This window comes from Microbacterium imperiale (assembly GCF_017876655.1).
In the GTDB taxonomy this organism is placed as follows: Bacteria; Actinomycetota; Actinomycetes; order Actinomycetales; family Microbacteriaceae; genus Microbacterium; species Microbacterium imperiale.
Window position 1 is genome coordinate 2,491,421 of the sequence record NZ_JAGIOK010000001.1, and the last position, 26,832, is coordinate 2,518,252.

The 26,832-nt window shown below is 71.2% G+C and carries 25 protein-coding genes and 1 pseudogene; 21 read left to right on the forward strand and 5 right to left on the reverse strand.

Annotated elements, in window-relative coordinates; genetic code table 11:
- The first annotated feature begins 53 nt into the window (after positions 1 to 53).
- The 4 genes from JOF37_RS12065 to JOF37_RS12080 all read left to right on the forward strand — a co-directional run bounded on the left by JOF37_RS12065 (position 54) and on the right by JOF37_RS12080 (position 2,264).
- Positions 54 to 377, forward strand: a complete 324-nt coding sequence (locus JOF37_RS12065; protein ID WP_204962933.1) for a winged helix-turn-helix domain-containing protein — start codon at positions 54 to 56, stop codon at positions 375 to 377.
- Between the two features lie 49 nt (positions 378 to 426).
- Positions 427 to 927 carry a hypothetical protein gene (locus JOF37_RS12070; protein ID WP_210007035.1) on the forward strand — a complete coding sequence of 167 codons (501 nt, stop codon included), beginning with the start codon at positions 427 to 429 and terminating at the stop codon, positions 925 to 927.
- Between the two features lie 279 nt (positions 928 to 1,206).
- A complete protein-coding gene (locus tag JOF37_RS12075) occupies positions 1,207 to 1,545 on the forward strand; it encodes a hypothetical protein (protein ID WP_210007036.1) in 339 nt (112 codons plus the stop codon).
- A 182-nt stretch (positions 1,546 to 1,727) separates the two neighbouring features.
- Positions 1,728 to 2,264, forward strand: a complete 537-nt coding sequence (locus JOF37_RS12080; RefSeq protein ID WP_210007037.1) for a DUF2510 domain-containing protein — start codon at positions 1,728 to 1,730, stop codon at positions 2,262 to 2,264.
- A gap of 67 nt (positions 2,265 to 2,331) precedes the next feature.
- Here the strand turns inward: JOF37_RS12080 and JOF37_RS12085 are convergent, their stop codons facing one another.
- Positions 2,332 to 3,648 (reverse strand): hypothetical protein, encoded by a 1,317-nt coding sequence (locus JOF37_RS12085; RefSeq protein ID WP_210007038.1) that lies wholly within the window; start codon positions 3,646 to 3,648, stop codon positions 2,332 to 2,334.
- 114 nt (positions 3,649 to 3,762) lie between these two features.
- On the opposite strand from JOF37_RS12085, the gene JOF37_RS12090 reads away from it, so the two are divergent.
- The 3 genes and pseudogenes from JOF37_RS12090 to JOF37_RS15580 all read left to right on the forward strand — a co-directional run bounded on the left by JOF37_RS12090 (position 3,763) and on the right by JOF37_RS15580 (position 6,998).
- Positions 3,763 to 5,223 carry a hypothetical protein gene (locus tag JOF37_RS12090; protein ID WP_210007039.1) on the forward strand — a complete coding sequence of 487 codons (1,461 nt, stop codon included), beginning with the start codon at positions 3,763 to 3,765 and terminating at the stop codon, positions 5,221 to 5,223.
- A 754-nt stretch (positions 5,224 to 5,977) separates the two neighbouring features.
- A pseudogene (locus JOF37_RS15575) lies at positions 5,978 to 6,550 on the forward strand (alanine racemase); the annotation flags it as partial.
- 13 nt (positions 6,551 to 6,563) lie between these two features.
- Entirely contained in the window at positions 6,564 to 6,998 is a 435-nt protein-coding gene (locus tag JOF37_RS15580) for a type III PLP-dependent enzyme domain-containing protein (RefSeq protein ID WP_245338158.1), read from the forward strand.
- Positions 6,999 to 7,016: 18 nt separating this feature from the next.
- Here the strand turns inward: JOF37_RS15580 and JOF37_RS12100 are convergent, their stop codons facing one another.
- Complete coding sequence (locus JOF37_RS12100) at positions 7,017 to 7,982, reverse strand: LacI family DNA-binding transcriptional regulator (RefSeq protein ID WP_210007040.1); 966 nt, start codon at positions 7,980 to 7,982, stop codon at positions 7,017 to 7,019.
- A gap of 148 nt (positions 7,983 to 8,130) precedes the next feature.
- Here JOF37_RS12100 and JOF37_RS12105 point away from each other — a divergent pair, with 148 nt between their 5' ends.
- The 7 genes from JOF37_RS12105 to JOF37_RS12135 all read left to right on the forward strand — a co-directional run bounded on the left by JOF37_RS12105 (position 8,131) and on the right by JOF37_RS12135 (position 15,887).
- Positions 8,131 to 9,657, forward strand: coding sequence for a mannitol dehydrogenase family protein (locus JOF37_RS12105; RefSeq protein ID WP_210007041.1), 1,527 nt, complete (start codon positions 8,131 to 8,133; stop codon positions 9,655 to 9,657).
- On the forward strand, positions 9,654 to 10,658 hold the full coding sequence (locus tag JOF37_RS12110) for an L-idonate 5-dehydrogenase (RefSeq protein ID WP_210007042.1): 1,005 nt from the start codon (positions 9,654 to 9,656) through the stop codon (positions 10,656 to 10,658). Before JOF37_RS12105 ends, JOF37_RS12110 begins: the two co-directional genes overlap by 4 nt.
- A gap of 62 nt (positions 10,659 to 10,720) precedes the next feature.
- Positions 10,721 to 12,121 (forward strand): MFS transporter, encoded by a 1,401-nt coding sequence (locus tag JOF37_RS12115; RefSeq protein WP_210007043.1) that lies wholly within the window; start codon positions 10,721 to 10,723, stop codon positions 12,119 to 12,121.
- 14 nt (positions 12,122 to 12,135) lie between these two features.
- Positions 12,136 to 13,377, forward strand: a complete 1,242-nt coding sequence (manD, locus tag JOF37_RS12120; RefSeq protein ID WP_210007044.1) for a D-mannonate dehydratase ManD — start codon at positions 12,136 to 12,138, stop codon at positions 13,375 to 13,377.
- A complete protein-coding gene (locus tag JOF37_RS12125; RefSeq protein ID WP_210007045.1) occupies positions 13,367 to 14,026 on the forward strand; it encodes a bifunctional 4-hydroxy-2-oxoglutarate aldolase/2-dehydro-3-deoxy-phosphogluconate aldolase in 660 nt (219 codons plus the stop codon). The genes manD and JOF37_RS12125 overlap by 11 nt, the downstream gene beginning before the upstream one ends.
- The gene (locus JOF37_RS12130) at positions 14,023 to 15,012 is read left to right on the forward strand and encodes a sugar kinase (protein ID WP_271175075.1); all 990 of its coding nucleotides are present in this window, start codon (positions 14,023 to 14,025) and stop codon (positions 15,010 to 15,012) included. Before JOF37_RS12125 ends, JOF37_RS12130 begins: the two co-directional genes overlap by 4 nt.
- Before the next feature lie 65 nt (positions 15,013 to 15,077).
- Entirely contained in the window at positions 15,078 to 15,887 is an 810-nt protein-coding gene (locus JOF37_RS12135) for a sugar nucleotide-binding protein (protein ID WP_210007046.1), read from the forward strand.
- Between the two features lie 4 nt (positions 15,888 to 15,891).
- Here JOF37_RS12135 and JOF37_RS12140 read toward each other — a convergent pair whose 3' ends face one another.
- A complete protein-coding gene (locus JOF37_RS12140; protein WP_210007047.1) occupies positions 15,892 to 16,497 on the reverse strand; it encodes a TetR/AcrR family transcriptional regulator in 606 nt (201 codons plus the stop codon).
- Between the two features lie 60 nt (positions 16,498 to 16,557).
- Between JOF37_RS12140 and JOF37_RS12145 the strand changes: the two genes are divergently transcribed.
- The 3 genes from JOF37_RS12145 (at position 16,558) to JOF37_RS12155 (ending at position 20,340) form a co-directional block, all read left to right on the forward strand.
- On the forward strand, positions 16,558 to 18,630 hold the full coding sequence (locus tag JOF37_RS12145; protein ID WP_210007048.1) for a beta-galactosidase: 2,073 nt from the start codon (positions 16,558 to 16,560) through the stop codon (positions 18,628 to 18,630).
- 17 nt (positions 18,631 to 18,647) lie between these two features.
- Positions 18,648 to 19,625, forward strand: a complete 978-nt coding sequence (locus tag JOF37_RS12150; protein WP_210007049.1) for a squalene cyclase — start codon at positions 18,648 to 18,650, stop codon at positions 19,623 to 19,625.
- An 82-nt stretch (positions 19,626 to 19,707) separates the two neighbouring features.
- Positions 19,708 to 20,340: a flavodoxin family protein gene (locus tag JOF37_RS12155; RefSeq protein WP_210007050.1), complete on the forward strand. Its 633-nt coding sequence runs from the start codon at positions 19,708 to 19,710 to the stop codon at positions 20,338 to 20,340.
- Position 20,341: 1 nt separating this feature from the next.
- Here the strand turns inward: JOF37_RS12155 and JOF37_RS12160 are convergent, their stop codons facing one another.
- Positions 20,342 to 21,643, reverse strand: a complete 1,302-nt coding sequence (locus JOF37_RS12160) for a glycosyltransferase (RefSeq protein ID WP_210007051.1) — start codon at positions 21,641 to 21,643, stop codon at positions 20,342 to 20,344.
- Entirely contained in the window at positions 21,640 to 22,680 is a 1,041-nt protein-coding gene (locus JOF37_RS12165; protein ID WP_210007052.1) for a hypothetical protein, read from the reverse strand. The genes JOF37_RS12160 and JOF37_RS12165 overlap by 4 nt, the downstream gene beginning before the upstream one ends.
- A 116-nt stretch (positions 22,681 to 22,796) precedes the next feature.
- On the opposite strand from JOF37_RS12165, the gene JOF37_RS12170 reads away from it, so the two are divergent.
- Genes JOF37_RS12170 through JOF37_RS12185 form a run of 4 tightly spaced genes read left to right on the forward strand, consistent with a single transcriptional unit; the run spans position 22,797 to position 26,831 of the window.
- Positions 22,797 to 23,927: a glycosyltransferase gene (locus tag JOF37_RS12170; protein ID WP_271175076.1), complete on the forward strand. Its 1,131-nt coding sequence runs from the start codon at positions 22,797 to 22,799 to the stop codon at positions 23,925 to 23,927.
- Positions 23,924 to 25,042, forward strand: a complete 1,119-nt coding sequence (locus JOF37_RS12175) for a glycosyltransferase (RefSeq protein ID WP_210007054.1) — start codon at positions 23,924 to 23,926, stop codon at positions 25,040 to 25,042. The genes JOF37_RS12170 and JOF37_RS12175 overlap by 4 nt, the downstream gene beginning before the upstream one ends.
- Positions 25,039 to 26,037, forward strand: coding sequence for a hypothetical protein (locus JOF37_RS12180; protein WP_210007055.1), 999 nt, complete (start codon positions 25,039 to 25,041; stop codon positions 26,035 to 26,037). Before JOF37_RS12175 ends, JOF37_RS12180 begins: the two co-directional genes overlap by 4 nt.
- Positions 26,034 to 26,831 (forward strand): glycosyltransferase family 2 protein, encoded by a 798-nt coding sequence (locus JOF37_RS12185; RefSeq protein ID WP_210007056.1) that lies wholly within the window; start codon positions 26,034 to 26,036, stop codon positions 26,829 to 26,831. Before JOF37_RS12180 ends, JOF37_RS12185 begins: the two co-directional genes overlap by 4 nt.
- Position 26,832 lies beyond the last annotated feature (1 nt).

Sequence of the window (26,832 nt, forward strand, 5' to 3'; positions counted from 1 at the left end):
TAAATTGTGTGCTTTGCTGGACTTCGAGTTGAGCGTTGCGCGAGACTTAGAGCATGCCTCGTCTCGCGCAACCAGCGGGCTCGGAAGATGCCCAGGATCCGATCGGTCTTCTCGGCAACCTCGTCAAGGCGGCGATCCTCCGTTACCTGCGCTCGAACCCCGACGTCACGGTCGGTCCGATCTGCGATGCGCTGGATCTTGGCCCGACGACGGTGCAGCCGCGGCTGAACGAGCTCGAGGCTGCCGGCCTCGTCATCGCCGACCCGCCGATGGTGCCGGGGGAGTCGCGGAAGGGTGTTTGGGTCAAATACAGCGCGGACAACGAGGCGATCACTGACCTGTACCTGCGCCTGGGGCTGGCGATCGGGGAGTTCTGATCAGTCGCGTGTCTGACGCCCGGAGTATGCCTGAGGCATACGCAAGGGGGTGGTCGCAGTGGACGGTTGGATGTGGGCGGTGCTCGTCATCGCGACGGCATCGATGGTCGGCCTCGTGTGGTGGAAGCGGCGCGCTCGCCACGTGTATGTGATCGACCACGTGAAGCTCGAGATGCACCCGGCGTATGCCGTCGAGGACCGCGTGGTCGAGCAGGTCTGGCGTGCGGCGATCTCGATGACGAACACGTCGCGGCTGCCGCGGTCGCTGCCGGTGCTCGCGGAGCGGGCGACAGCGCGGGCGGGCAGATGCGTCTTCCTCGCCAACGTGTACCTCGATGCGGACGTCCGCGAACTGAATCCGCGAGCTGTTGCCCTCGCGTGGATTGAGTTCGTGCTCCCTGGGGGTGTGTCGCCGCGCGCTATCGATACCGAGATCCTTGCTGGCGACCGGCGTCCTCGCCCGCTCCGCTTGCTGGCACGCCTGACACGGCAGCGTGCGCAAATGGTCGGAACGTTGCGGTCTCCGCTTACGCTCCTCGAGCACCGATAACGAGGATGGGAGCGTGTCGCGAGGGGGCCAGCATGTCTGGACCCGCGGGTAGCTTGAGCGCGTGATTGAAGACCTCGCCTCGCCGCCCAACTTTGCGCGCCGCCCATCTGCGGGGGTGTCTCGGTGATGCCCCCGGACGCGCGAAATGGATGGATCCCGTTGCCGCCTGGTTGGGTCTACCGTGCCCCCAGGGTCGTCACGCGTGGCGCGCACGACGACGGTTTCGCTTGGTTCCCGGTTCCCGATCCGAATGGATACGACGGGATCGGGTTGGCTCTGATGGACAAGATCGAGGGTGCGCGCGAGTTCTGGATGTGGACAGATGACTCAGAGGAGAGGGCAGCGCGCGTCGTTCGACTCGGCTACCGGCGATATGTCGTAGAACTCCACGGCACGGATGGTTGCTTCGTCGTCGAGGAAGTGGCGCGCACGAAGGACGAGCAGGTGGTGACCGACGAAGAACGGGATGTGCTCGGTCAGACCGCGGTGTCCCCAGCGAGAACACTCACGTCATCAGTTGTGGCGGAGAGCTGCGCGCGCATGTGGATCAACCACGGCCTCGTGCACGACGGATACGTCCTTGGTCGATGGTCGGAAGAGTGCCCGCCTCAGGGCTGATAAAGCCGACACATCAGGAGAGCGATCTCTCGGCCGCTTGGCCGCGTGCACTGTGAAGGGCGGCGGCGTCAATGATTCAAGGCCAGATTTGGGCGGCTTCGCATCACGCTGTGGCGCCTGGCGATATCGTGATCTCACTCCCCAAAGTGGAGAGTGCCGCTCTGCGACGAGGAGAACACCCCATGGCCGCATCGCCTCCGGCAGGCTGGTACCCGCAGGTAGATGGGACGCAGCGGTACTGGGACGGCCTCGCATGGACGCACCACGTGAGCCCGTCCGCGGGTGGCGCGGAAACGCGTACCGACGCCGCACCCGCCAACCGGGAGCAGGCGAGCCGGCGGATGCCGACCATGAGTCGAGAGCAGATCGCGCACGACTTGGCAATCGCCTACCTGAATAATCGGTACGGCCCGGAGGTCACTGGGGAGTTCTCTGTCACTGCCGATCAGGATTGGTCTGGCGACTCTCCTCGCGTGACCGACGTGACGGGATCAGGTGAGGTACGGACCGAGAACCTTCCTCGGGTCGACAAGATCCGCATGGACCGCGTCGAGGTTAGGACCGGCGAGCGAGGGTTCTTCGGACTCGGCCCTGAGAAGGTGAGCACAGTCGAAGTCGATTCGGGTGAGTTCGAGGTCGACCCCGTCTTCAAGAACATGATCAGGGACTACTTCGAGGCCTACTTCCGGTTCGTGGAGCTCCTGGAGCGCTCGGCGTAGCCGCCCGACCGCGGCGGCAGTTCCAACGATCGTGGCGTGGCCCGCGAATAGGACGGGCTTGGACAGATCACGCGGCCGCCGCGGGGAACACCATGAGCGAACCATCGCGATGGCGTTCGATCTCGATAGCCACGTCGGCGGGAACTGTTGGCATGTCGACGTCGGCTCCAAGCGCCCGGAGGCGATATGCGGCACCGAGGAGTTTGTCGACCTCGCGCGGTGTGAAGGCAGGGATGCGGAAGCCCCCGTGGCGCTTCAGCTCGAGTGTCGCTAGGCGCACGAGGACCGACTTGATGTCGTATTCGAGTTCGTCCACTCGCCGCTCGTCCGCTTGAAGCGTCCCGAGGAAGCTTCGGAATGGATTCGTGGAGCCCTCAAGTTGGGCGTGTTCGACGGCCTGTAGAACGAGTACGCGGCGCTTCAGTGCAATCGCGAGTCGCGCGAGTCCGAGGTGCGCACGAAACAACCCACCGACGTCGGTGATGCCTGGGAAGACCTTCTCCAAGTCCGGGAGTTCGACCGGTCCATCGGGGAGCTTTTCCATCCCCTCCTGCCACTTGGCGAGTCGCCGCTTCGTGCGCTCGACGGCAGTGCTGATTGCATACGACGCCGAGTCGAGTCCCAGCGACAGGCCGATCTTGCCTTGATCGAGGAGGATCGACGTCGCCTTGTCGATCGCGTCGCGGCAACCGTCGAGGTCGCTGCGTTCCTTCTCCAATGCGTCCTCGTGCAGTTGTTCCAGCAACTCGGTGATGTTCTCGATTGCCTGCTGGCGTTGGTGATCGGCATATGCGCTTACGCCGACTGCAACTGCCATCAGGACGAGCGGCGCGGCAACGGTCAGCGCGCTTGCGCTGGCAACCGCAGCGCCGGCCGTCGCCGCCGATCCGGTGGTGGCGCCCGCTGTAGTCGCGGCCTTCCCTGCAACCGGAACGAAGGTCGCCTTGGCAACGATGCCGCTGGAGTCGCGCAACGCGCTGTAGATCCCGTCTGTAGCCGCCTTGGAGGCCATCGGCTTCACAAGGCCCTGCCCGAACTGGGCTGCGACCTTGGCTGGAACAACCATTCGGTACAGCACTTCCCCAGACGTACCCACGTCGACACTCTTCGGCAGCGACTTCGCGGTCTGGGCAACAAACTGCGAGAGCTGCTGAGCGAGAGGGCTGGCCGCGTGAAGCGAGATGCCTCCGGTCGGATCGCGTCGCACGGCGAGCGGGTGTGCTTCCAGCGTCGCGATCGGTGCATCCGCAAGCGCTGCTAGGGCTGTGCGAAGCTCCCCAAGCCTCGCCGGCGTCATGCCGTCAGGATCGAGAAGATCCGGTACTCGCACGTCCTCGGTTCCAATCGCCCAAATTGGCACGACCTGGTTGTCGTCAGCAGTCACGTTCGGATCCTCCCAATCCCCAACAGTATGCGCCGCTCGTGACATGGGAGATGTTTGCCTCCAATCCTCGTGGTCACTCGCGACTCCGTCGTGAGCGCTCAGTATGCTCGCCTCATGTCCAAAGCCTCTCCACTCCGAACCGACGTCCTCGCGACTAGCGAGGTGTTCAACCCGGGCCAGTTCCCTCGTCACACATATAGTCCGCGGGCGACCGAAGAGAGTGCAGTCAACAGCTGGTGGGTTGACCGTGGCAAGATCCTCGTCGTCAACGGCCCCTCGAAAACCGGCAAGACGGTGCTGGTGCAGAAGCTGCTTGGGCAACACAATCCGATATGGATTGATGGTCACGGGCTCACCTCCACCAGCGTGATGTGGGCGCGCATCGCTGACCAGCTGGGTCTCTTCACCGGTGTGGAGCGATCCACGGCCCAGGCCGAACAGATTGGCGCGACTGTCGCCTCGCAGGTGGGGCTGTCCGGGACGAATGTGTCTGCTGGCGCGACAGTCGAAGAGTCCTCGGCACACGACGTTAGGTTTACCGTCGAGCGGCCGATCGAACTCGTCGTGCGCGAAGCTCTACTGGGCACCGAACGACCCCTGGTTATCGATGACATCCACTTCGTCGCGCGCGATACGCAGGAGGAGATCATCAAGGCCCTGAAGCCGCTCGTGTTCGGTTCTCAAACGGCGGCGGGTCGTCGAGTCGTCTTCATCTCGATTGGGAACCGCGTCATCAACGTGCTCACCAGCCTGGATGACATGCGCGGCCGGATGCTTCCGCTAGCTGTTGACTACTGGAATACAGACGAGCTGACGCGCATTGCGCGTGACGGGTTCGTGAAGCTGCGCGTCGTTGATGCAGACAACACCCTCGCGACGAGGCTTGCAGAGCAGAGCTTCGGTAGTCCTCAATTAATGCAGCAACTGTGTAGAGAACTCGTCTCCGGGCCCCCGAACGATATCTCGAGTGAGCTCGCCGAAGTGAGAGAGCTCGACGCGCCCAGTGATTGGAAGGAGTTCTTCGAAGGGCAGTTGCTTGATGACATCAAAGGCTGGGTTACGAAGCTCGCCAAGGGTCCCGAGACGCGTGGAAGCGACCGAAAGCTCGTCCCGCTTAAGTCGGGACAATCTGTTGATGGGTACCAACTGATTCTTCGCGCCGTAGCTAGTACCGGGCCCAAGCTCGAGTTGACGAAGGACGAGCTTCGCTCCGCGATAGGTTCGATCGTCGCGATCGACCCACCTCCGAAGACCGTCCCAACCGCGACTATCAAGAACATGTCCCTCATCGCTGCTACCAAGCTATTGGAGAAGCTTCCGTCGCTCCAGGCACTGCAAGCGGAGATCGAAGCGGGAATGGACCCGTACGCTCGCGCAGATCTTCAACCTGTACTTGAGTACAGAGACTCGGGCGCTACCTCGGTGTTCACGATCACGGATCCGTTCTTTGCCTACTATCTGGCCTGGGGGATCGAGGGGTTGCTCGCCGAGATCAACGCGCCCACGCCGACGGCGACCACGAGAAGCGCTGAGGAGGCAAAGGTAGAAGCAGAAGAGTGGGGCGACCTTGGCTAGCGTCCGAGCCGCGAATCGGGGAGCGACGCAGGAGTACAGTGACTCCCACGCCGCTCCCCTGTTGCGATGGATTACCGAGTGATCCCGACGCCGGTGGACGCCGAGGCGAACAGTCTCACGCCTATGCAGGCCCGCGTGCTCGGGCTACTCAGCCACGGGCCGGTGCGCGTGGCCGACCTCGACATCGAGAAGATGGCCCTCACCGGTCTCGTCGACCGCGCCGAGGCCAAGGGCCCTCATGGCTCGCGAAGCCGTCCCCGGCAACCGGCGCTCCATCAATGTGATCGCGACCGAAGCTGGACAATTGGCATCCGCCGCGTTCTGCGCTCAGCCATATGCGGCGCTGGAGGCCGTGGTGGAGGCCGTGCCAGCCTCTGAGCCCGGCGCTGTCCGCGCTGGTTTAGTCGCGCGGGTTAGCGCCAGCGCGAGAGGGTCCGCCCTCAGCTGAGCCCTAGTGCAGTGCGAAATCGCTGCCACGTTTCTGCCACGAATCGAACCGAACCGACCTGATCGAAGCGGTAGTCTGCGACATCAGAACCCGCGGAATCACGCGGTTTCAGTTGACCTCGATTGTCATCGGCGCGATTTCAAATCCCTCCGTCTCCGCCACCGCGAAGCCCCCGGTCCGCCGGGGGCTTTCGTGCTTCTCGCCCGGCGTCACGGGCGGCCGCAGGCGCCGGGTGACTAGCGTGAGGGCATGGACACCCCCTACGTGCGGATCGACGCCGGCGTGCTCGCGCGCAACATCGACCGGATGGCCGCTGCCACCCGCGAGCGCGGTCTCGCGCTGCGTCCGCACGCGAAGACGCACAAGATTCCGCGCATCGCCCAGATGCAGCTCGACGCCGGCGCGGTCGGACTCACCGTCGCCACGATCGGCGAGGCCGAGGTGTTCGTCGCACACGGCGCGACCGACGTCTTCACCGCGTATCCGCTGTGGCTGACCCCGGATCGCGCCGCTCGGCTCGAGCGGCTCGCGCGGTCGGCGCGCGTGTCGTTCGGCGTCGACTCCGTCGAGGGCGCCGCCCACGCGGCCCGGACGCTCGGCGCGGCGGCGCCTCGGCTCGAGGTCCTCGTCGAGGTCGACAGCGGGCACCACCGCAGCGGAGCGGCGCCGGAGGATGCGGCATCCGTCGCCGAGGCGGCGCGGGCGGGCGGGCTGCGCGTGGCCGGGGTCTTCACGTTCCCGGGGCACAGTTACGCGCCGGGGGCTCCCGAGCAGGCGGCGATCCAGGAGCGCGAGGCGCTGCGCACCGCAGCGGCGGGGCTCGAGGCCGCCGGCTTCACGGTGGAGCGCCGCAGCGGAGGATCGACCCCGAGCGTGCTGGCGACCGCTGCGGATGGCGCGACCGAGGTGCGGCCGGGTGTCTACGTGTTCGGCGACGCCCAACAGCTCGCGCTGGGGCGGTGCGACCCGGACGACATCGCGCTCGCTCACCGTCGTCGCGACCGTCGTCAGCCGGCACGCCGGTCCGGATGGCGCGACGCACCTCGTCCTCGACGCGGGCAGCAAGGTGCTCGGCAGCGACCGGCCCGCCTGGGCCCCGGGCTACGGGCGCATCGCGGGGCAGCCCGAGGCGGTCATCGTGGCGCTGTCGGAGCACCACGCGACGGTGTCATGGCCCGCCGATGAGCCGGTGCCCGCGCTGGGGAGCCTGCTCGACGTCATCCCGAACCACGTGTGTCTCGTGCTCAACCTCGTCGACGAGGTCGTCGCGGTCACGGCATCCGGCAGCGAGCGGTGGCCCGTCGCCGCGCGCGGCAAGAACGGCTGACGCCGGGGCGGATGCCGGTCAGCGGCCGGCCGGCGCGGCGGTCGAGGACCGGACGATCAGCTGCGAGTTGAGCGTCACGGTCTCGGGAGCGGCCCCGCCCGTCAGGGCCTGCAGCAGCAGGTCGACCGCGAGCGCACCGCACCGGTCGATGGGCATGCGGACGGTCGTGAGGCCCGGCGTCACCGCCCCCGCGAGGTCGATGTCGTCGATCCCCACGATGCTGACGTCGTCGGGGCACGCGATCCCCATCTCGGACATGCCCGCCTCGACACCGAGGGCGACGAGGTCGTTGTACGCGATGACGGCTGTCGCGCCGCTCGCGGAGGCCGGCGCGGCTGCGGCCCGGCCGCCCTGAATGGACGCGGCATGGTGACTGAGGCGCGTGAGACGGATGCCGTGGCGTTCGCACGCCCGGGCGATGGCGTCGGCACGGCGGACGTCGGCCCACGACCCGCGGGGGCCGGAGGCGTACGCGATGTGGTCGTGGCCGAGGGCGGCGAGGTGCTCGACGGCCTGGGTGGGTCCGTGCTCGGTGTCCATGAGCACGCTCGGCAGCGGTTCGATGAGGCGGTTCACGACGACGCAGGGCGTGCTGCCGACCAGCTGGAGGACGTCGTCGTCGGGCAGACGCGGCGAGCACAGCAGCATGCCGTCGAGCTCGCGAGCCCGCTCGATCTGCTCGCGTTCGCGGCGCGGGTCCTCGTCGGCGTCGAACACGACGGTGCGGTGCCGGCCGTGCCACGCCTGGCCCTGGATCGCCTTGAGCGTCGTCGCATAGACCGGGTTGGCGACGTCGGGGAAGACGACGCCGATCGTGCGGCGCGCCGTGCCCGCCTGAGGGTTGGCGTACCCGAGTTCGCCGGCCGCGACGAGCACGCGCTCACGGGTCGCGGCGGCGAGACGATCGGGTTCGCCGAACGCGCGCGACGCCGTCGCCACGGACACTCCGGCCCGTCGTGCCACGTCGGTCAAAGTCGCTGCCACGCTCGCCCCGTCCTTCCTCGCCCTCCCATGATCCTGCATCTCGGCGATGTAAGAGGTTGACAACGTTGTACAAACCCCGCACCATTGTTTCCATGACGATCATCGCCGATCTCCCGCCGCAGTGCGCCGCCGCCGAGAGCACCCGCACATGACCGGCGGCACCGCCCGGCTCGGTCGCAGCCGGCACGGCGACATCGCCGTCCGTCCGGCGCCTCGTGCCGCCGGCATCCTGCACCTCGGGCTCGGCAGCTTCCACCGTGCGCACCAGGCCGCCTACACCGCTGCGGCGATGGACGCGCAGGGCGGCGACTGGGGGATCGTCGGGGTCGCCTCGCGCTCGCGCGGCATCGTCGAGGCGCTGCGCGCGCAGGACATGCTCTACGCGGTCGCCACGATCGCGCCGGGTTCGACGGCGCTGAGCATCCCGGGCGTCCACACCGACGCGTACGTCGCGGCGGACGACCCCGAGCGGGTCGTGGCCGACCTCGCCGACGCCCGCATCCGCATCGCGACGCTCACCGTCACCGAGCACGGCTACAGCTACTCGCCCGCCACGCAGCACCTCGACATCGACGATCCGGTCGTCCGAGCCGACCTCGGCGGGGGGACGCCGCGCTCGACGATCGGGCAGCTCGCTCGCGGGCTGCAGCGGCGCGCGAGCAGCGGGGGCGCGCCGATCGCGATCCTCAGCTGCGACAATCTCGCGTCGAACGGCACGCACACCGAGAAGCTCGTGCGCGAGTTCCTCGCGGCGCTGCCGGCATCCGAGGGCGCCGAGACGCTGGCCTACCTCGACGCGGCCGTGACGTTCCCCTCGAGCATGGTCGACCGCATCGTGCCGGCCACGACTCCGCGGCTGCGCGACGAGGTGAGTGCGCTGCTCGGTGTGCGCGACGACGTCCCGGTGCCCGCGGAACCGTTCACGATGTGGGCCATCGAAGACCGTTTCGCCGGAGGCCGCCCCGCGTGGGAGGCCGGCGGTGCCGTCTTCACCGACGAGGTCGGCCAGTACGAGCAGCTCAAGGTGCGGCTCCTCAACGGCACTCACTCGCTCATCGCCTATCTCGGCGCCCTGTCGGGGGCCGCGACGATCCCCGAGGCGATCGGATCGGCGGGGATCGAAGCCGCCGCGCGAGCGGTGCTGCGCGACGAGTACGAGCCCTCGGTCGACGTGCCCGCGGCGGTGGACGTCCGCGAGTACGAACGGCAGCTCTTCGAGCGCTGGGGCAACAGCGCGCTGGGCCACCGCACGACGCAGGTCGGGTCGGACGGCTCGGTCAAGCTCGGCCAGCGGATCCCCGAGCCGGCGCTGCAGGCGCTCGACGCCGGACGGATGCCGCACCTCATCGCCCTGACCGTCGCCGGTTACCTCTCCTGCATCGCGCCGCTGCCGGGAACCGACCCCGGTGAGCATGCGCGCGCCATGACCGATCCCGCCCGCGCCGGACTGGCCGATCTCGCCGCGTCCGCGCGCGATGGGCGCGACCTGGCTCAGCGCGTCGTCGGCGAGCGCCGCCTCTTCGGCGAGCGTCTGGCCGAGCGCGACGCGTTCATCGATCGCGTGGGACAGCTCGTCGACACGATCGCGCGCCACGGGGTGGCCGCTGCCATCGATGATTGCGTCGGCGCATCGTCCGCCGCATCCGACACCACGACGAAGGAGCACCGAGCATGAAGGCTCTCGCGATCCACGCCAGCGAGGACGTCCGCTGGGAGGAGCGCAGCGTGCCCGAGCCGGGCGCCGGCGAGGTGCGCCTGCGCGTCGGCTTCGTCGGCATCTGCGGTTCTGACCTGCACTACTACTTCCACGGGGCCAACGGCGAGTACACGATCCGTGAGCCCCTGACCCCGGGCCACGAGCTGTCGGGAGTCGTCGACGCCGACCCTTCGGGGCGACTGGCCCCGGGCACGCCCGTGACGGTGCACCCGGCGCGCTTCGGTCCGGCCACGCCCGGCCTCGAGGAACACCCGCACCTGCGCGCGGGCGGCGACTACCTCGGCAGCGCCGCGGCGGATCCCCACCGCCAGGGCGGGGCGGCGGAGTACCTGATCGTCGAGGAGCACATGGTGCGCGTGCTGCCCGAGGGTCTGCCCCTCGAGCGCGCCGCGCTCGCCGAGCCGCTCGCGGTCGCGCTGCACGCGGTCGGGCTCGCGGGAGAGCTCGTGGGCAAGCGCGTGCTCGTCATCGGCGCGGGCCCCATCGGGCTGCTCGTCGCGGCGGCGGCGCATCGCGCCGGCGCCGGCGTCGTGGCCGCGAGCGACGTGCGGAGCGAGCCCCTCGAGCGCGCCCGGTCGCTCGGCGCGAGCGAGCTCTTCCTCGTCGGCACCGACACGATCGCCGACGAGTCGTTCGACGTCGTCTTCGAGTGCTCCGGCGTCGCGCCGGCGCTCACCCAGGCGGTCCGCGCCGCCCGGCGAGCCGGCACCGTCGTCCAGGTCGGCATGCTCGCCAACGCCGAGATCGGCGTCAACCTGGCGCCGATGCTCGCGAAGGAGCTGACGCTGCGCGGCGCCTTCCGCTTCACCGACGAGATCGACACCGCGGTGGCGATGCTCGCGGAGTCCGACGCATTCGACGCGGTCGTCTCGCATGTCGTGCCCGCCGCCGAAGCGGTCCGCGCGTTCGAGCTCGCCCGCGATTCTTCCCTCTCGGCGAAGGTCCTCCTCGCCCTCTGACCCCGAAGTCTCGTCCGCCACCCACGGACACCAGACGCGCATCACTACGAAGGAGTATTCCGATGAGCAACTCACCGACCCCCGGCGCAGCCGCCACTGCGGCGCCCCCGACCGCCCAGCGCTCGATGGGCGACCTGGTCCGCGCCTCCGTCTCGGGATGGCTCGGCACCGCCCTGGAGTTCATGGACTACCAGCTGTACTCGCTGGCGGCCGCCCTCGTCTTCAGCCAGCTGTTCTTCGACGCCGACAACCCCGGCATGGCCGTCGTCCTCGCGATGGCGACCTACGGTGTGGGCTACGTCGCCCGCCCCGTCGGCGCGTTCTTCTTCGCCCGCATCGGCGACCGCGTGGGACGCCGCAAGGTGCTCTTCTACACGATCTTGCTCATGGGTGCCGCGACGACGCTGATCGGCTTCCTCCCCACGTATGAGCAGGTGGGCCTGCTGGCTCCGATCCTGCTCGTCGTGCTGCGACTCGCGCAAGGCTTCGGCGCGGGCGCCGAGATCTCGGGGGCGGGCGTGATGCTCTCGGAGTACGCGCCGAACAACCGGCGCGGCATCATCGCCTCGCTCGTCGCGCTCGGCACCAACTGCGGAACGCTGTTCGCCTCGGCCGTCTGGGCGATCCTGCTGGCCGTCATGCTCGAGGCCGACGTCATCGAGTGGGGCTGGCGCATCCCGTTCATCGGCAGCGCCGTCATCATGGTGTTCGCCCTGTGGGTGCGGTTCAACCTCAAGGAGAGCCCGGTCTTCGAAGAGCGCACCGATGTCGTCGACGGCAAGGCGCTGTCGCGTGACGAGATGGTGCAGCTGGCCACCGCGACCAACGACATCCGCACCCTGGAATCGCTCAAGCGCAAGCCCATCAAGGCCGTCGCCGTCGCCTTCCTGCTGCGCTTCGGTCAGGCCGGCAACTCGGGCCTGGTCCAGACCTACCTGATCTCGTTCATCACGATCACCCTGGCGGTGTCGAAGGAGGTCGGCCCCGAGGTCGTCATCGTGTCGTCGCTGCTCGGCTTCATCACGATTCCGCTCGTGGGCATCCTCGGCGACACGTTCGGCCGCCGTCGCATGTACATCATCATGTCGGCGCTGTCGCTCGTGCTGATCGTGCCGACGCTGCTGCTCATCAACACCGCCGAGACCCTGTGGATCTTCGTCGGCTACGCGATCGTCCACAACATCTCGGTGCTCGGCCTCGCGTCGATGGAGAACATCTCGATCCCCGAGATCTTCGGTGCGCGCAACCGCTACACCCTGACGGCCATGGTGCGCGAGATCGCCGCGATCATCGCCACCGGCATCGGCCCGGTCGTGGCTGCGGCCTGGGTGTCGGCGGCGACGGGCAGCATCGTCCCGATCATGGTGCTGATGGGCCTGTTCACGGCCGCGGCGCTGATCGGCGCGATCTGGGCGCCCGAGTGGACGGGGCGCGATCTGACCGATCCGCGCGCCGCGATGTAAGGAAGAGGCACCGCATGACCATCGACCTCGTCGACATCAGCGTCACCAGCCCGGGACGCAACTTCGTCACCCTCAAGATCACCACGAGCGACGGTGTCGTCGGCTGGGGCGACGCCACGCTCAACGGGCGCGAGCTGTCGGTCGCGTCCTACCTGCGCGATCATGTCGCCTCGACTCTCGTCGGCCGCGACGAGGACCGCATCGAGGACACGTGGCAGTACCTCTACCGCGCGCCGTACTGGCGGCGGGGTCCGGTGACGATGGCCGCCATCGCCGCCGTCGACATGGCGCTGTGGGATATCAAGGCCAAGAAGGCCGGGATGCCGCTGTACCAGCTGCTCGGCGGCGCGAGCCGCGACGCCCTACGGGTGTACGTGCACGCGTCGGGCGCCGACTACGCCTCGCTGCACGACGCGGTGTCGGCCTACGTCGACAGCGGTGTGACGGCGGTGCGCGTGCAGACGGGCATCCCGGGCCTCGGCCAGATCTACGGCGTGGCGACCAACAAGCCCGGCGCAAAGTACAACTACGAGCCCGCGAAGCGCGCTGCGGACGGATCGTCGGCGACCCGGCCCGTCGAGGAGAGCTGGGACACCCGAAAGTACCTCGCGCACATGCCCGGCGTCTTCGCCCGGCTGCGCGAGGACTTCGGCACCGACCTGCGCATCCTCCACGACGGCCACCATCGGATGTCGCCGATCGAGGCGGCCCGGTTCGCGAAGGACGTCGAGCCCTACGACCTCTTCTGGCTCGAGGACTGCACGCCCGGTGAGGACCAGAGCGCGCTGCGCCTCGTGCGCCAGCATTCGACGACGCCGCTGGCGATCGGCGAGGTGTTCAACACGGTGTACGACTATCAGACGCTCATCACCGAGCGGCTGATCGACTACGTCCGTTCAGCGGTGACCCACACCGGCGGCATCACCTCGATGAAGAAGCTGCTCGACTTCGCCGCCGTCTACGGCATCAAGTCGGGCATCCACGGCCCGACCGACATCTCACCGGTCGGTATGGCGGCGGCGCTTCATCTGGGCCTGGCCATCCACAACTTCGGGATCCAGGAGTACATGCCGCACAGCGACACCACCCTCGATGTCTTCCGCACCTCGTACACGTACGACCGCGGCTTCCTGCACCCCGGCGAGGCCCCCGGGCTGGGTGTCGAGCTCGACGAGGCCGCCGCCGGCGCCTTCGAGTACACCAAGGCCTATCTGCCGGTGAACCGGCTGACCGACGGGACGATGCATGACTGGTGACACCGCGGCATCCCGGCCCTCGCTGCCGCCGCTGACACGTGACGGACGCCTGGTCATCGTGGCCCGCGCGCAGCGGGCCGAGGACTACGACCGAGTGATCGACGTCCTGGTGGACGCCGGCGTGCGCAGCGTCGAGGTGACTCTCACGACGCCCGGCACGTTCGACCGCCTGCCGGAGCTCATCGAGCGCTACCGGGGCGCCGCCGACATCGGCGTGGGCACGGTGACGGACATCGATCAGCTGCAGCGGGCGATCGACGCCGGCGCCCCGTACGTCGTGACGCCCGTGACCTCGGCCGGGCTCGTGGATCACGCCGTCGCCGCGGGGCTGCCGATCGTCCCCGGCGGCCTGACGCCGACCGAGCTGTTCGCGTCGTGGTCGCGCGGCGCCGCGGCGGTGAAGGTCTTCCCCGCGGGTCAGGTGAGCCCCGGGTACGCGAAGGATTTGCGCGGTCCGTTCCCCGACATCCAGGTCGTGCCCTCCGGCGGCGTCGACCTCGAGGGCACCCGTGCGTGGCTCGCGGCGGGCGCCGTCGCGGTGAGCGTCGGCGGACCGCTGCTCGGCGACGCCTTCGTCGGGGGCGACCTGGGTGCCCTGCGCGAGCGCACCCGCCGCTTCGTCGCGGTCTGCGCCGGCGGGTCGGCGTGAACGTCCTCGCCGAACGGGGCGCGGTCGAACGCGCCGCCGCGGGGCGTCCCGTCGTCACCCTCGGCGAGACGATGGCCCTCGCGCGGGCGACCGAGACGGGCTCGCTGCGTCACGTCGGATCGCTCGCGCTGGGCGTCGGCGGGGCCGAGTCGAACGTCGCGATCGCACTGCAGCGGCTGGGCGTGCCCGCCGCGTGGGCCGGCCGGGTGGGCGATGACTCCCTCGGCCAGCGCGTCGTGCGCGAGCTGCGCGCCGAGGGGGTCGATGTGCGGGCCGCGGTCGATGCGGGTGCACCGACCGGTCTGATGATCAAGGAGCGGCCGACCGCCGCGACGACGGCCGTGCACTACTACCGCTCCGGGTCGGCCGGGTCGCGGCTGCACCCCGATGATCTGCCGCAGGGGTGGATCGAGGATGCCGCGCTGCTCCACGTCACCGGCATCACCGCACTGATCTCGCCGACGGCGCGCGACGCGCTGCACGCGGCGATCCGGCGTGCGCGAGCCGCCGGCGTGCCGGTCAGCTTCGACATCAACTACCGCTCGGCGCTGGCGGAGCCGTCCGTCGCGGCGCCCGTGCTGCGGGAGCTCGCCGAGGCCGCCGACGTCGTCTTCGGCGGCGAGGACGAGCTCGAGCTCGTCGGGGGAGCGGACGCGGACGCGGCGGCGACGGCGCTGCTGGCCGGCGACGTGGCCGAGGTGGTCGTCAAGCGCGGGGCGGCGGGAGCGACGACCCGGGTCGTCGCCGACACGATCGCAGCGCCGGGCTTCCGCATCGACCCGGTTGACACCGTCGGTGCCGGCGACGCCTTCGTCGCCGGATACCTCAGCGCCCGGCTCGCCGGCGGCGACCCGGCGACGGCGCTGCACCGCGGCAACACCTGCGGTGCCATCGCGTGCCTCACGCCCGGCGATTGGGAGGCGGCGCCGACCCTGCGCGACCTCGAGCGCTTCCACCGCAGCGGAGGCGATCCGGTCCTGCGGTGACCCGTCGCCGGCCTCGGGTGACCCGCCGCGGCCCCGGGTGACCCGGCGCCTGCGAGGATGACTGCATGACAGCGCGACGCATCCTCCTGGTGGGCTCCGGCAAGGTCGGGACGAGCCTCGGCGAGCGTCTCGTCGCCCGAGGGGACGAGGTCGTGGCGATCCGCCGCACCGCCGGCGGCATCCGGCCCGCGTTCACCCCGATCGTGGCCGACCTGGCGCGGCCCGTGGATGCCGCGCTGCCGAGCGTCGACGCGATGGTGATGACCCTGCCGCCCGGCGACGACCCGCGCTTCTACCGCACAGCGCTCGAACGTCTCGCCGAGGCGCTGCCGTCGGCGCCGGCGCGGACGGTCTTCGTGTCGTCGACGCGCGTGTTCGAGGGATGGGATGTCGACCGCCCGCTCGACGAGACGGACGAACCCCGGCCGACGAGCGAGCGGGGCGAGCAGCTGGTGGACGGTGAGCGGGCGGCCGTCGAGCTGTTCGATGCGCTGGTCGTCCGCCCCGCCGGCATCTACGGTCCCGGACGCGAGCGGCTGATCCGGCAGGTGCTCGCGGGCGAGCCGGTCGACCACGATCGCCGCACCAACCGCATCCACGAGGCCGACCTCGTGCGCGCCCTCGAGACGCTGCTGCGGGTCGACGACCCGCCCGCCCTGCTGCACGGCGTCGACCGGCGCCCCGCGACGCTCGGCGAGGTCGTGACGTTCATCGCGCAGCGGCTGGGCGTCGAGACGCCGCCCCGAGCCGAGACCGACGCGAACGCCCGGCGGGGCACGATCCTGGACGGGTCGCGCCTGGCCGCCCTGGTTCCCGAGCTGGAGTTCCCGACCTTCGTCGAGGGCTACGGCCGGGTCATCGCCGACCGCGGCTGACGGATCAGAGCTCCGGCGCCGGGTGCAGGAGCCCCTCGAGCAGCAGCCGCATCGCGGCGACGGGATCCGTGTCATCGGTGAGCCACCGGATCTGGATGCCCTCCCACCCGCTGATGACGAGCCCGGCGAGTGCCGCGGGGTCGGCGTCGGTGCGGATGCGGCCGCGGTCGCGGTCGTCGGCGATCGCGGCGGTGTAGGTCTCGGTCACGGCCCGGTATCGCTCGAGCAGCCAGGCGTGCGCCTCGTGCTCGGGGTGGGTGGCCTCGGCCGAGACGATCGAGAACATGCGCACGAGCTCGCGCCGCTCCAGGTTGCGCTCGACGATCGCCAGGACGCTCGGGATGAAGCCGTCGCGGGCGGACCGGGCCGAGAAGTCGGTGTCGGCGGCATCCTCCTGCTCGAGCACGGCCGCGAGCAGCGACACCTTCGTCGGGAAGTGGTGCATGACCGTCGTGAGTCCGAGGTCGAGCTGCTTGGCGATCTGCCGCAGCGAGCCGCCGCGGTAGCCGTGCGTGCCGAAGACGAGGGTCGCCGTCGCGATGATCTCGGCCCGACGGGCGGCGCTCTTGGCGTACGGGCCGCGGGGGAGCGGGGCGGCGTCGGAGGGCATGTCCCGAGCGTAGGGCACAAGAAACCGTGCACTTGCACGTTTTTGGTCTACGCTGTGGGCATGGCAACCGACGACAGAACGTACCGCTGGGTCAAAGACGGCTCCCTGGGAGCGGGGCGGATGCGCTACGGCGCCGACTACAACCCGGAGCAGTGGCCGCGCGAGGTCTGGGACGAGGACGTCCGGCTCATGCGCGAGGCGGGCGTGAACATCGTCTCGCTCGGGATCTTCTCGTGGGCGCTGCTCGAACCGCGCCCGGGTGAGTGGGACTTCGGCTGGCTCGACGAGGTGATGGACCTGCTGCACGCGAACGGCATCGACGTCGACCTCGCGACCGCGACCGCCTCGCCGCCGCCGTGGCTGGCGAAGCGGCATCCCGAGATCCTGCCGCAGACGATCGACGGCACGACCCTGTGGCCGGGCGCCCGGCAGCACTGGCGGCCGACGTCGCCGGTGTTCCGCGAGTACGCGCTGCGGCTGACGCGGGCGCTCGCCGAGCGATACGCCGATCACCCCGCGCTGGTCGCCTGGCACATCTCGAACGAGCTGGGATGCCACAACCTCTACGACTTCTCGGATGACGCCGCCCGCGCCTTCCGGCTGTGGCTGCGGGAGCGCTACGAGACCCTCGACGCGCTCAACGCCGCGTGGGGCACGGCCTTCTGGTCGCAGCACTACGAGGAGTGGGACGAGATCCTGCCCCCGCGCACCGCGCCGACGCAGCGCAACCCCGGGCAGCAGCTCGACTTCGAGCGCTTCTCGTCGGATGCCGTGCGCGACCACCTTCGGGCCGAGAACGCCGTGCTCGCGGAGGTCACGCCCGACGTCCCGCGGACGACGAACTTCATGGTCGCCCAGAACGTCCGCGACATCGACTACGCCACCTGGCTGGACGACGTCGACTTCGTCTCGAACGACCATTACCTGCGCCCCGGCGAGCTCGGGCGCGACGACCTGTCGTTCTGGGCGAACCTCACCGGCAACCTCGCGGGCGGCCGGCCCTGGTTCCTCATGGAGCACGCCACGAGCGCGGTGAACTGGCGCGCGGTCAACCCGCCCAAGCGCCCGGGCGAGCTGGCCCGCGACGCCCTGACCCACGTCGCGCACGGCGCCGACGCCGTCTGCTACTTCCAGTGGCGTCAGTCCCGCGCCGGCGGCGAGCGCTACCACTCGGGCATGGTTCCGCACGCCGGATCCGACAGCCGGGTGTTCCGCGACGTCGTCGACCTCGGCGCGCAGCTGCAGGCGCTGGCGCCGGTCACCGGCACGCGCCGCGAGAGAGCACGGGTCGGACTCGTCTTCGACTACGAGTCCTGGTGGGTCAGCGGGCGCGACTCGCACCCCTCCGAGTCGCCCTCCTACGACGCGGAGACCCTCGTCTGGTACCGCGCGCTGCTCGATCTGGGCGTCCGTGCCGATGTGGTTCCGGTCGCGGCACCGTTCGACGGATACGACGTGATCATCGCGCCGATGCTGCACGTCGTGCCGGATGCGCTGCGCGAGCGGCTGCGCGCCTTCGTCGACGGCGGCGGTCATCTGCTGACGACCTACTTCTCGGGTGTCGTCGACGAGCACGACCGCGTGTGGCTCGGCGGCTACCCGGGCGCGCTGCGGGATGTGCTCGGCATCACGATCGAGGAGTTCGTGCCGATGCTCGCGGGCGAGTCGGTCGCGCTGACCTCGGGCGCCGTGGTGCGGGACTGGTCCGAGCGCATCGCGCGGGTCGAGCCGGATGTCGAGATCCTCGACGAGTACGGTGACGGCGATCTGGCCGGAGCGCCCGCCGTCACCCGCCGTCGCAGCGGCAGTGGCAGTGGCAGCGCGACGTACGTCTCGGCGGCGGTGGGCCGCGACGGCGCGCGGGCGCTGCTGCGACGGCTGGCCGACGATGTCGAGGCGCTCTCGGGCGACGTCCGTGCGAGCGACGGCGCGGTCGAGGTCATCGTGCGCGCCGATAAACGCGGCCGCTACGTGTTCCTGGCCAACCGCACCGACCGTGCGGTGACCGTGTCGGTGCCGGGGCACCTGATCGCGGGCGCTGCGACCTCGGACGGTGCGGCGTCGGACGGCGCGCTGACGATCGAGCCGCGCGGGGTCGCGGTGGTCTCGGAGGCTGTCGCCGCGCGTTCCTGAGGATCACAATGGGGCGCATGACCGACATGCGCCCCATGCTTCGCTGGCTGCTCGATTCGGACCCGTCGCTGCGGTGGCAGGTCGAGCGAGACCTGGCCGATGCTCCGGCGGCCGTCTGGGAACGGACGCGCTCCCGGGTCGCGACCGAGGGACACGGCGCGCGATTGCTCGCGCAGCAGGACGCGGACGGGCAGTGGGAGGGCGGCGCGTACTTCCCCGCGGGGTTCTTCGACAGCCCCGAGGCACGCGAGCCGGGGCAGCCGTGGACCGCGACGACCTGGAGTCTGAAGGACCTCCGCGAGTGGGGGGTGGATGCCGCTGTGCTCGGCGACACCGCGGCACGCCTCGACGCTCACAGCAGGTGGGAGTACGACGACCTGCCCTACTGGGGCGGCGAGGTCGACGTCTGCATCAACTCCTTCACCCTGGCGACCGGCGCGTGGCTGGGGGCGGACGTCAGCCGGCTCGTGCGCTGGTTCCCCGAGCACCAGCTCGCCGACGGCGGGTGGAACTGCCTGGCCGAGGAGGGCGACTCGGTGCGGGGCTCGTTCCACTCCACCCTGAACGCGCTGCGCGGCATGCTCGCCTACGAGCAGATCAGCGGCGATCGCTCGCTGCGCGAGAGCCGGCACCGCGGCGAGGAGTACCTTCTGACGCGTCGACTCGCGTACCGCCTGTCGACGGGCGAGCTCGTCGGCGGCTTCGTCACCGAGTTCGTCTATCCGAACCGGCATCAGTACAGCGCCCTGGCTGCCCTCGATCACTTCCGCGCGGCGGCGGTGCTCGAGGGGGTCGCGCCCGACCCGCGGCTGGCCGATGCCGTCGCGATGGTCCGCGCCGCACGGCATCCCGACGGCACGTGGCATCAGGGAACGCCTCTGGCGGGCCGCGTGTGGTTCGACATCGACGTGACGCAGGGCGAGCCGTCGCGGTGGCTCACCTTTCTCGCGTTGCGCGTGCTCCGCTGGTGGGACGCCGTCGACGTCGCGGCCTGATCGCGCGCGAGCCCGAGGCGTGTCAAGTGCCTCGCGCGATCGCGGCCTGCCTCCCAGCATGAGGAGGGACGAAAGGACTGTGATGACTTCCGACATCCTCGCCGCCGACGCCCCGCTGCGCGTCGTCGCCCTCAACTGCTCGCTCAAGCCGGGATCGGCCGAGTCGAGCACCCAGCTGCTGCTCGATCAGGTGCTGAGCGCGCTCGCCGAGCACGGTGCCAGCGGGTCGCAAGTGCGCATCGCCGACGTGAACGTCGCCCCGGGCGTCGAGACCGACATGGGCGACGGTGACGAGTGGCCGGGCGTGCGCGAGCAGATCCTCGCCGCCGACATCCTCGTTCTCGGGACGCCGATCTGGGTGGGTCACGCCTCGAGCCTCGCCCAGCGGGTGATCGAGCGCCTCGACGCCGAGCTGTCCGAGACGGACGACGCGGGACGCCCGATCCTGTTCGACCGGGTCGCGGTCGTCGCCGTCGTCGGCAACGAGGACGGAGCGCACAAGGCGACGGCCGATCTGTTCCAGGGGCTCAACGACGTCGGGTTCACCATCCCCGCGCAGGGCGGCACCTACTGGAACGGCGAGGCCATGCAGGCTGTCGACTACAAGGACCTCGACGAGACGCCCGAGAGCGTCGCCTCGACGACGGCGACGCTGGCCCGCAACGCCGCGCACCTGGCCCGCGTGCTGCGCGCCGCGCGGTACCCGGCCGAGTAGGTCAGCCCCACCCGCCCAGGTAGGCGGCGACATCGGGCTCCTCCGCCAGCGGACGGATGCCGGGTGCCGCCGCCTCCGCGGTCGGGAACAGGTCGTCGCGGCCCCAGCGTTCCTCGCGTGCGCGGGCTCGCGTCGCCGTCAGCCGTACGAGCGGCTCGCCCTCCGGCGAGAGCAGGGTGAGCGAGCCGAGCTGTTCGGTGTCGAGCCGGTCGATCGCCGCGGCGAGGTCGCCGCCGTCGACGCGGAGCGGTCGCAGCAGCTCGACGAGCACGCGCACGCGGTCGAACGCGTCGTCGCTCCCGGCGCCGGCGGCTCCGCCACCGGTGGCGGTCTCCGCCGGCCGGGCCGCGGCGCGGGCGGCGGGAAGGGCGGCCAGCGCGCTGTCGAGGCTCACGAAGCGCTGCCCCGGGCTCGCGCCGCCCGGTGCGGCGACGGCGATGTCGACGCGGCCGGAGCGCAGCCCCCGCCCCGCCGACCCCGCGATGGGGATGAGGTCAGCCAGCCGGATCGCCTCGGCGTTGCGGTTCGCGAGCGCGCCGTCGTCGCGTCCGGCGGCATCCGGTCCGTCGTGCCAGGCGATCGCCGCCGGAACGTGGGCGAGTACCGCTCCCTGCAACCAGGCGCGGTAGGTCCACTCCCAGTCCTCGCCCCCGTAGGCGGTGAACGACTCGTCGAAGCCGCCCGACGCGTCGAACATCGTGCGCGAGCACGCGATGACGGCGCCGATGACGTGCCGGTAGCTGCGGTCGTCGGCCCGCAGCAGGTCGCCGCTGCGCCGGTACGCGTCGGTCAGCCACGCGGGCTCGGGCAGTGCGCGCTCGGCCGCGGACTCGGCGAGGCGGTCGACGTCGACGCCTCTCAGGTCGGCGTGCCGGCGCCGCCCCACCGTGACGCAGTCGGGCGCGAGGGCGGGCAGGCGCGTCAGCTCGCGCACGAAGGCCGGCTCGGGCGCCGTGTCGGCGTCGAGGAAGACCAGCACGTCGCCGCGGGCGCGGCGCGCGCCGAGGTTGCGGACGGCCGCCAGGCGGAAGCCCTCGTCGGCCTGCCGCACGAGCTCGACGCCCTCCGGCACCCGGGGCGGCTCGGGGGAGCCGTCGTCGGCGACGACGATCTGCAGCCGATCGGCCGGATGATCCTGGCGCCGCAGCGCCGCGAGCGTGCGGGCGAGCTCGTCGGGCTGCCGGTAGTGGGCGACGATGACGGAGACGAACGGGGGCTCGTCGGGCCACACGCCGTCGAGCCTGTCCCACCGGTTGCCCGGCAGCGGCACGCCGCTGGGCGCCGCGGATGCGCCCCGGCTCACCGAGCGACCTCGTCCCACCAGGCGCGGTACGAGGCGGCGACGTCGTCGAGCGTCGGGGCGAGCGACCGGCCGCTGGCCAGCCACGTCGACGCCGGGTGCTCCCAGGCGTCGGCGAGGCGGGCGGCGAGCTCGGCGGGGTGGAACAGCGTCCAGGTGCCCGGACGCAGCCGGTCCATCTCGTCGCTGTACCGCGAACGCACGACGAGCGGCCGGCGTCCCGCCTCGATCCAGTCGAGCATCGACCGCGACGCCGACACGTGCTCGTGCGCGGCGACGGGGATCCCGGGCGCGCGCAGGCTCGCCGCGAAGGTCGCATCGTCGAGGAAGCCCGAGATCTCGAAACTCGCCCCGAGCTCGGCCGCGCGGGCGCGCAGCGCGGCGACATCGCCGTCGTGACCCGGCGAAGCCGCCCCGAGGGCTCGCACGACGGCGCGGCCCACGGGGCGTCCCGCGGCGCGCAGCGCGGCCACGGCCTCAGCGGCGGCGCGCAGGGCGACATCGTGCCCCTTGCCGGGATAGACGAAGCCGGCGATGAGGACGATCAGGTCGGTCGGCGCTGCGGCCGCCGCGTCCGGGTGCGGCGCCGGGGCGCGCGTGCCGAGCGGGATGACCCGGGGCTCGGGCACGGCGCCGAGGTGCTCGCTCACCAGCATCCGCTCGTGCTCGCTGTTGACGGCGACCGCCTCGGCGGCCGCGAAGAACCGGCGGTACGCGGCGACGCGGCGGTCGTACCCGGTGCCGTCGGAGTCCTGCGGCAGGTCGTGCAGTGTCAGCGTCAGCCGGCACGCTGCCGCGAGCTGCTCGAGCGCGTCGGCGGCATCCTCGAGGGTCCTGCCGAGCAGACGATCGGTGGCATGCAGGTGCACGCGCTCGCCGGGGCGCACCGCGCCGAGCGCCGCCGACAGGTCGCCGACGGGGACGATGCGCGCCGCCGCGTCACCGCGCGCCACCGCCCTCGCGACATCGGCGCCGTAGTCGGTGACGCCGTGGCCGGGCGGACCCCAGACGAGACAGAGGGGCGGGGCTTCGGCGGGCATCGGGTCATCGTTACCGGTCGTGATCACTTCGGTCAAGTCAGCGCGGCCGGGTGCGGCGCTCCGCTAGCGTCCGAACCGTGCGCCCGCTTCGGCGCCACCGGATGACGAGGAGAACCGTGACGATCGAGACCGCCAGCGCGCTCGGGGCCGAGGAGCCCGGTGCGTCCGCCGTCCGGGTCGTCGGGGTTCCCGCCAGCCACCCCTACGTGCGGCGGGTGACGGATGCCGCGGGCGTCGAGCTGCTGCCCGACCCGCCGGTCCCCGGCGCCGCGGAGGGCGTGTGGTGGCCACCGGTCGCGCTGGATCCCGTGTGGATCCGCGACAACGCGGCGCGGGCCGACGTCCTGCACGTGCACTTCGGCACCGAGTCGTTCCCCGCCGGCCACCTCAGCGCCTGTGTCGACGCGGCCCGGGAGGCCGGCTGGCCGGTCGTCTTCACGGTTCACGACCTCACCCACCCGCAGCTGACCGACCAGCGGCCCTATCAGGCGCAGCTCGACGAGCTCGTCCCGCGAGCGGATGCGATCGTGACCTTGACAGCGGGAGCCGCGGCCGAGGTGCGCGAGCGGTGGGGACGCGAGGCGGTCGTGCTGCCGCATCCCGCCATCCTCCGCGACGGCGAGACGCCGCCGGTGGTCGCGCTCAGCGAGGATCTGCGCGTCGGCATGCACCTCAAGGATCTGCGTCCCGGCACCGACGGGCCCCGCAGCGCGCGAGCGCTCGTGGCTGCGGTGGAGCGGCTGCGCGAGTCCGGGCGGTCCGTCGTCGCCGAGATCCGGATGCACCGCACGGTGCGCGACGAGGCCGCGCGCGACGACGTGCGTGCCGCCGTCGCCGGGCACGCCTGCGCCGTGCTCGTCGAGCAGGGGCGACTGCCGGATGCCGCGCTGAACACCGCGCTCGCCGGCCTCGACGTCTGCGTGCTGCCGTACCGCTTCGGCAGTCACTCGGGCTGGCTCGAGCTCTGCTGGGACCTCGGCGTCCCCATCGCCGTGCCCGCCACGGGGCATTTCGCCGACCAGCACGACGACGACTCCACCGCGACGTTCGAACCGGGCGACGCCGACACCCTCGCGGACGCCCTGGCCACGCTGCTGTCACGGCACGAAGCGGTCTCCCGGCCCGGGTCGCTCGCCCGCGCCGAGCTCGTCGACGAGCGCCGACGCCTGCGCCGCGAGCAGGACGCCCGCACCGCGGCCGCCCACGCCGACCTGTACCGCCGGCTGCGCAGCGAGCGTGCCTCGTGAGCGGCCGGTCGCTGCGCATCGCGGTGATCGCTCCGCTGCGATTCCCCATCCGTCTGCCGCACGCCGGCGGGCTCGAGGCGGCGGTGTGGTCGGAGGTCGAGGCGCTGCGCGCTCGCGGGCACGAGGTGACGGTCGTCGCCGTCACGGGGTCGCAGCACGTCGAGCCCGGCAGCGTGTTCGAGATGCCCGAGCTCGGCTGGGACGCCGACGCCGTCCGCACCGACAAGACCTACCCGCCGGCGTACGAGTCGCTGAGCGTGCCGATGCTGCGCCGGGCTCTCGAGGCGATCAGCGCCCGCGCCGACGCGTTCGACGTCATCTCGAACCACTGCCTGCACGCGCTTCCACTGCAGCTCGCCCCGCGGCTCGGGGTGCCCATGCTCACCACGTTGCACACCCCTGTCGACGAGGAGTTCGTGCGCGCCCACCGGCAGGCAGCCGGTCGGGGCAGCGACTTCGTCTCGGTCAGCGAGCACACGCGGCGCGAGTGGCAGCACGCGGGTGTGCCGTCGGCGCTGCTGGCCAACGGCGTGGATCCGTCCGTGTGGGTTCCGGGTCCGGGCGGCGACGACCTCGTGTGGTTCGGCCGCATCGTTCCCGAGAAGGCCCCCCATCTGGCCGTCGCCGTCGCCCGGCTCCTGGGCCGGCGCCTGACCATCGCCGGGCGCGTGGGCGACCGCGCCTACGCCGACGAGGTGCTGCGGCCCCTGCTCGGCGATGACGTGACGTTCGTGGGCGAACTCGAGCCGGCTGCGCTCGCCGACCTCGTCGGGCGCTCCGCCGTCGCGCTCGCCACGCCCGCCTGGGCCGAGCCCTTCGGCCTGGTCGGACCGGAGGCGCTGATGTGCGGTACGCCCGTTGTCGGGTTCGCCGTCGGCGGAGTGCCCGAGATCGCCGCCGCGAGCGTGGGGATGCAGCTGGTTCCGGCGGGAGACATCGCCGCAATGGCGGACGCCGTCGAGGCGATGCTGCCCGCAGCCCGTGACGCCGCGTTCCGAGCGGCGGTGCGCGCCCGTGCGGTCGAGCGGTTCTCGCTGGATGCCCGCACCGCGGCCCTGGAGGAGATCTTCTCCTCGCTCAGCGACACCGCGGCGCCTGTCGAGCTGCCCGCATGACCCAGCGGATCGGCTGGTACGTCCACCACCACGGACGCGGACACCTCACGCGCATGCTCGTCATCGCCCGCCACCTCGGCCGAGAGATCGACTGCTTCAGCTCGCTGCCCCGGCCTGACGACCTGCCGCCGGGCATCTCGTGGACCGTCCTGCCGCGCGACGACCATCCGGCCCCGAGCCTGCCGCAGGACGATCCCACGGTCGGCGGCATCCTGCACTGGGCGCCCCTGCGTCACGAGGGGCACCGTTCCCGCTTCGCGGCGATGGCCGCCGCCGTGGCGACCGGACGCATCGGCGCCTTCGTCGTCGACGTCTCGGTCGAGGTGACGCTGTTCCTGCGTCTGCTCGGGATCCCCGTGATCGCGATCACCCAGCCGGGTGAACGCGTCGACGAGGCGCACCGGCTCGGCTACGCCATGGCGAGCCGTATCGTCGCGCCGTGGTCGCACGAGCTGTACGCGCCCGCGCACCTGACCGCCCTCGGCGACCGCGTCGCCTTCGTCGGGGGTATCAGCCGCTTCGCCGATCGGGTCCCGGATCCCCGGCGGCGGACGGACGCGATCGTGCTGCTCGGGGGCGGCGGCGGCACGGCCGTCTCGGCCGACGACGTGGCGGCCGCCGAACGGGCGACGGGCCGGCCCTGGACACTGCTCGGGGCGGGTGCGGGGCAATGGCGAGCCGACCCATTCGCGGCGATCTCGACCGCCGACGTCGTCGTGTCGTGGTGCGGGCAGAACGCCGTCGCCGACCTGGCGGCAGCGGATGCCCGCGCGATCGTCATCCCGCAGGATCGTCCCTTCGATGAGCAGGCGGCGACGGCCGCGGCGCTGGGCGGCAGCGGTCTCGCCGTCGCCCTGGAGCGGTGGCCGGACGCGAATCGGTGGCCCGAACTGCTCGATCGTGCCCGCGCGCTGCAGCCCGATTGGGATGCCTGGCGGGTGAGAGGCGCTGCCCAGCGCGCCGCCCGCGAGATCGAGGCGGTGATCGCGCCGTGAGCGGCGTCGTCGTCGTGACGCTGTGCTCCGCGCCACGGCTCGCGCATCTGCGCAATCAGCTGCGCGCGACGGCGGGGGTGCCGCGCGTCGTCGTGTGGATCGGCGACGACGAACCGCCGGAGCTCGACGCCGAAGCGGTGGTCCGCGTTCCGCCGGGCCCGCAGGGGCTGCGCCTCGCCGCCGCCCGGAATGCCGGCGCGCGGGAGGCCGCGGCACGAGGCGCCTCGCTGCTGGTGTTCCTCGACGCCGACTGCATCCCCGCTCCGGGACTCGTCGACGCCTATCGCGCGGCGGCCGAGCGCAGCCCCGGCGCGGTGCTGTGCGGCCCGGTGACGTACCTGCCGGCCGGTGCCTCCCTCGATGCCGAAGCGCTGCGCGCGGCGACGGCCCCGCATGCGGCTCGCCCCGCACCGCGGCCGGGAGAGGTGCGCCGGGCCACGCCGGCGGAATACCCGCTGTTCTGGTCGCTGTCGTTCGCCGTCGCGCCGGCGGTGTGGCAGCAGGTCGGTGGTTTCGACGAGGTGTTCGAGGGCTACGGCGGCGAGGACACCGACTTCGCGTTCTCGCTGCGCACCCGCGGCATCCCGCTCGTCTGGGTGGGCGGCGCCGACGCCTACCACCAGTACCACGAGACCTCGTCGCCCCCGTGGCAGCACCTCGACGACATCCTTCGCAACGGGGCGCTCTTCGCCGAGAAGTGGGGCGAGTGGCCGATGGGCGGCTGGCTCACGGCCTTCGCCGAGGCGGGCGCCATCGAGCGGGCGCCGGGCGGATGGCGGCGCGTCGCGGTGTGAA

Coding starts and splice junctions, on each gene's coding strand:
- manD (WP_210007044.1), top strand. CDS start 12,136: ATGACCATCGACCTCGTCGACATCAGCGTCACCAGCCCGGGACGCAAC.
- JOF37_RS12105 (WP_210007041.1), top strand. CDS start 8,131: ATGACCGGCGGCACCGCCCGGCTCGGTCGCAGCCGGCACGGCGACATC.
- JOF37_RS12135 (WP_210007046.1), top strand. CDS start 15,078: ATGACAGCGCGACGCATCCTCCTGGTGGGCTCCGGCAAGGTCGGGACG.
- JOF37_RS12090 (WP_210007039.1), top strand. CDS start 3,763: ATGTCCAAAGCCTCTCCACTCCGAACCGACGTCCTCGCGACTAGCGAG.
- JOF37_RS15580 (WP_245338158.1), top strand. CDS start 6,564: ATGGCGCGACCGAGGTGCGGCCGGGTGTCTACGTGTTCGGCGACGCCC.
- JOF37_RS12145 (WP_210007048.1), top strand. CDS start 16,558: ATGGCAACCGACGACAGAACGTACCGCTGGGTCAAAGACGGCTCCCTG.
- JOF37_RS12065 (WP_204962933.1), top strand. CDS start 54: ATGCCTCGTCTCGCGCAACCAGCGGGCTCGGAAGATGCCCAGGATCCG.
- JOF37_RS12150 (WP_210007049.1), top strand. CDS start 18,648: ATGACCGACATGCGCCCCATGCTTCGCTGGCTGCTCGATTCGGACCCG.
- JOF37_RS12155 (WP_210007050.1), top strand. CDS start 19,708: ATGACTTCCGACATCCTCGCCGCCGACGCCCCGCTGCGCGTCGTCGCC.
- JOF37_RS12140 (WP_210007047.1), bottom strand. CDS start 16,497: ATGCCCTCCGACGCCGCCCCGCTCCCCCGCGGCCCGTACGCCAAGAGC.
- JOF37_RS12080 (WP_210007037.1), top strand. CDS start 1,728: ATGGCCGCATCGCCTCCGGCAGGCTGGTACCCGCAGGTAGATGGGACG.
- JOF37_RS12110 (WP_210007042.1), top strand. CDS start 9,654: ATGAAGGCTCTCGCGATCCACGCCAGCGAGGACGTCCGCTGGGAGGAG.
- JOF37_RS12125 (WP_210007045.1), top strand. CDS start 13,367: ATGACTGGTGACACCGCGGCATCCCGGCCCTCGCTGCCGCCGCTGACA.
- JOF37_RS12180 (WP_210007055.1), top strand. CDS start 25,039: ATGACCCAGCGGATCGGCTGGTACGTCCACCACCACGGACGCGGACAC.
- JOF37_RS12075 (WP_210007036.1), top strand. CDS start 1,207: ATGGACAAGATCGAGGGTGCGCGCGAGTTCTGGATGTGGACAGATGAC.
- JOF37_RS12115 (WP_210007043.1), top strand. CDS start 10,721: ATGAGCAACTCACCGACCCCCGGCGCAGCCGCCACTGCGGCGCCCCCG.
- JOF37_RS12165 (WP_210007052.1), bottom strand. CDS start 22,680: ATGCCCGCCGAAGCCCCGCCCCTCTGTCTCGTCTGGGGTCCGCCCGGC.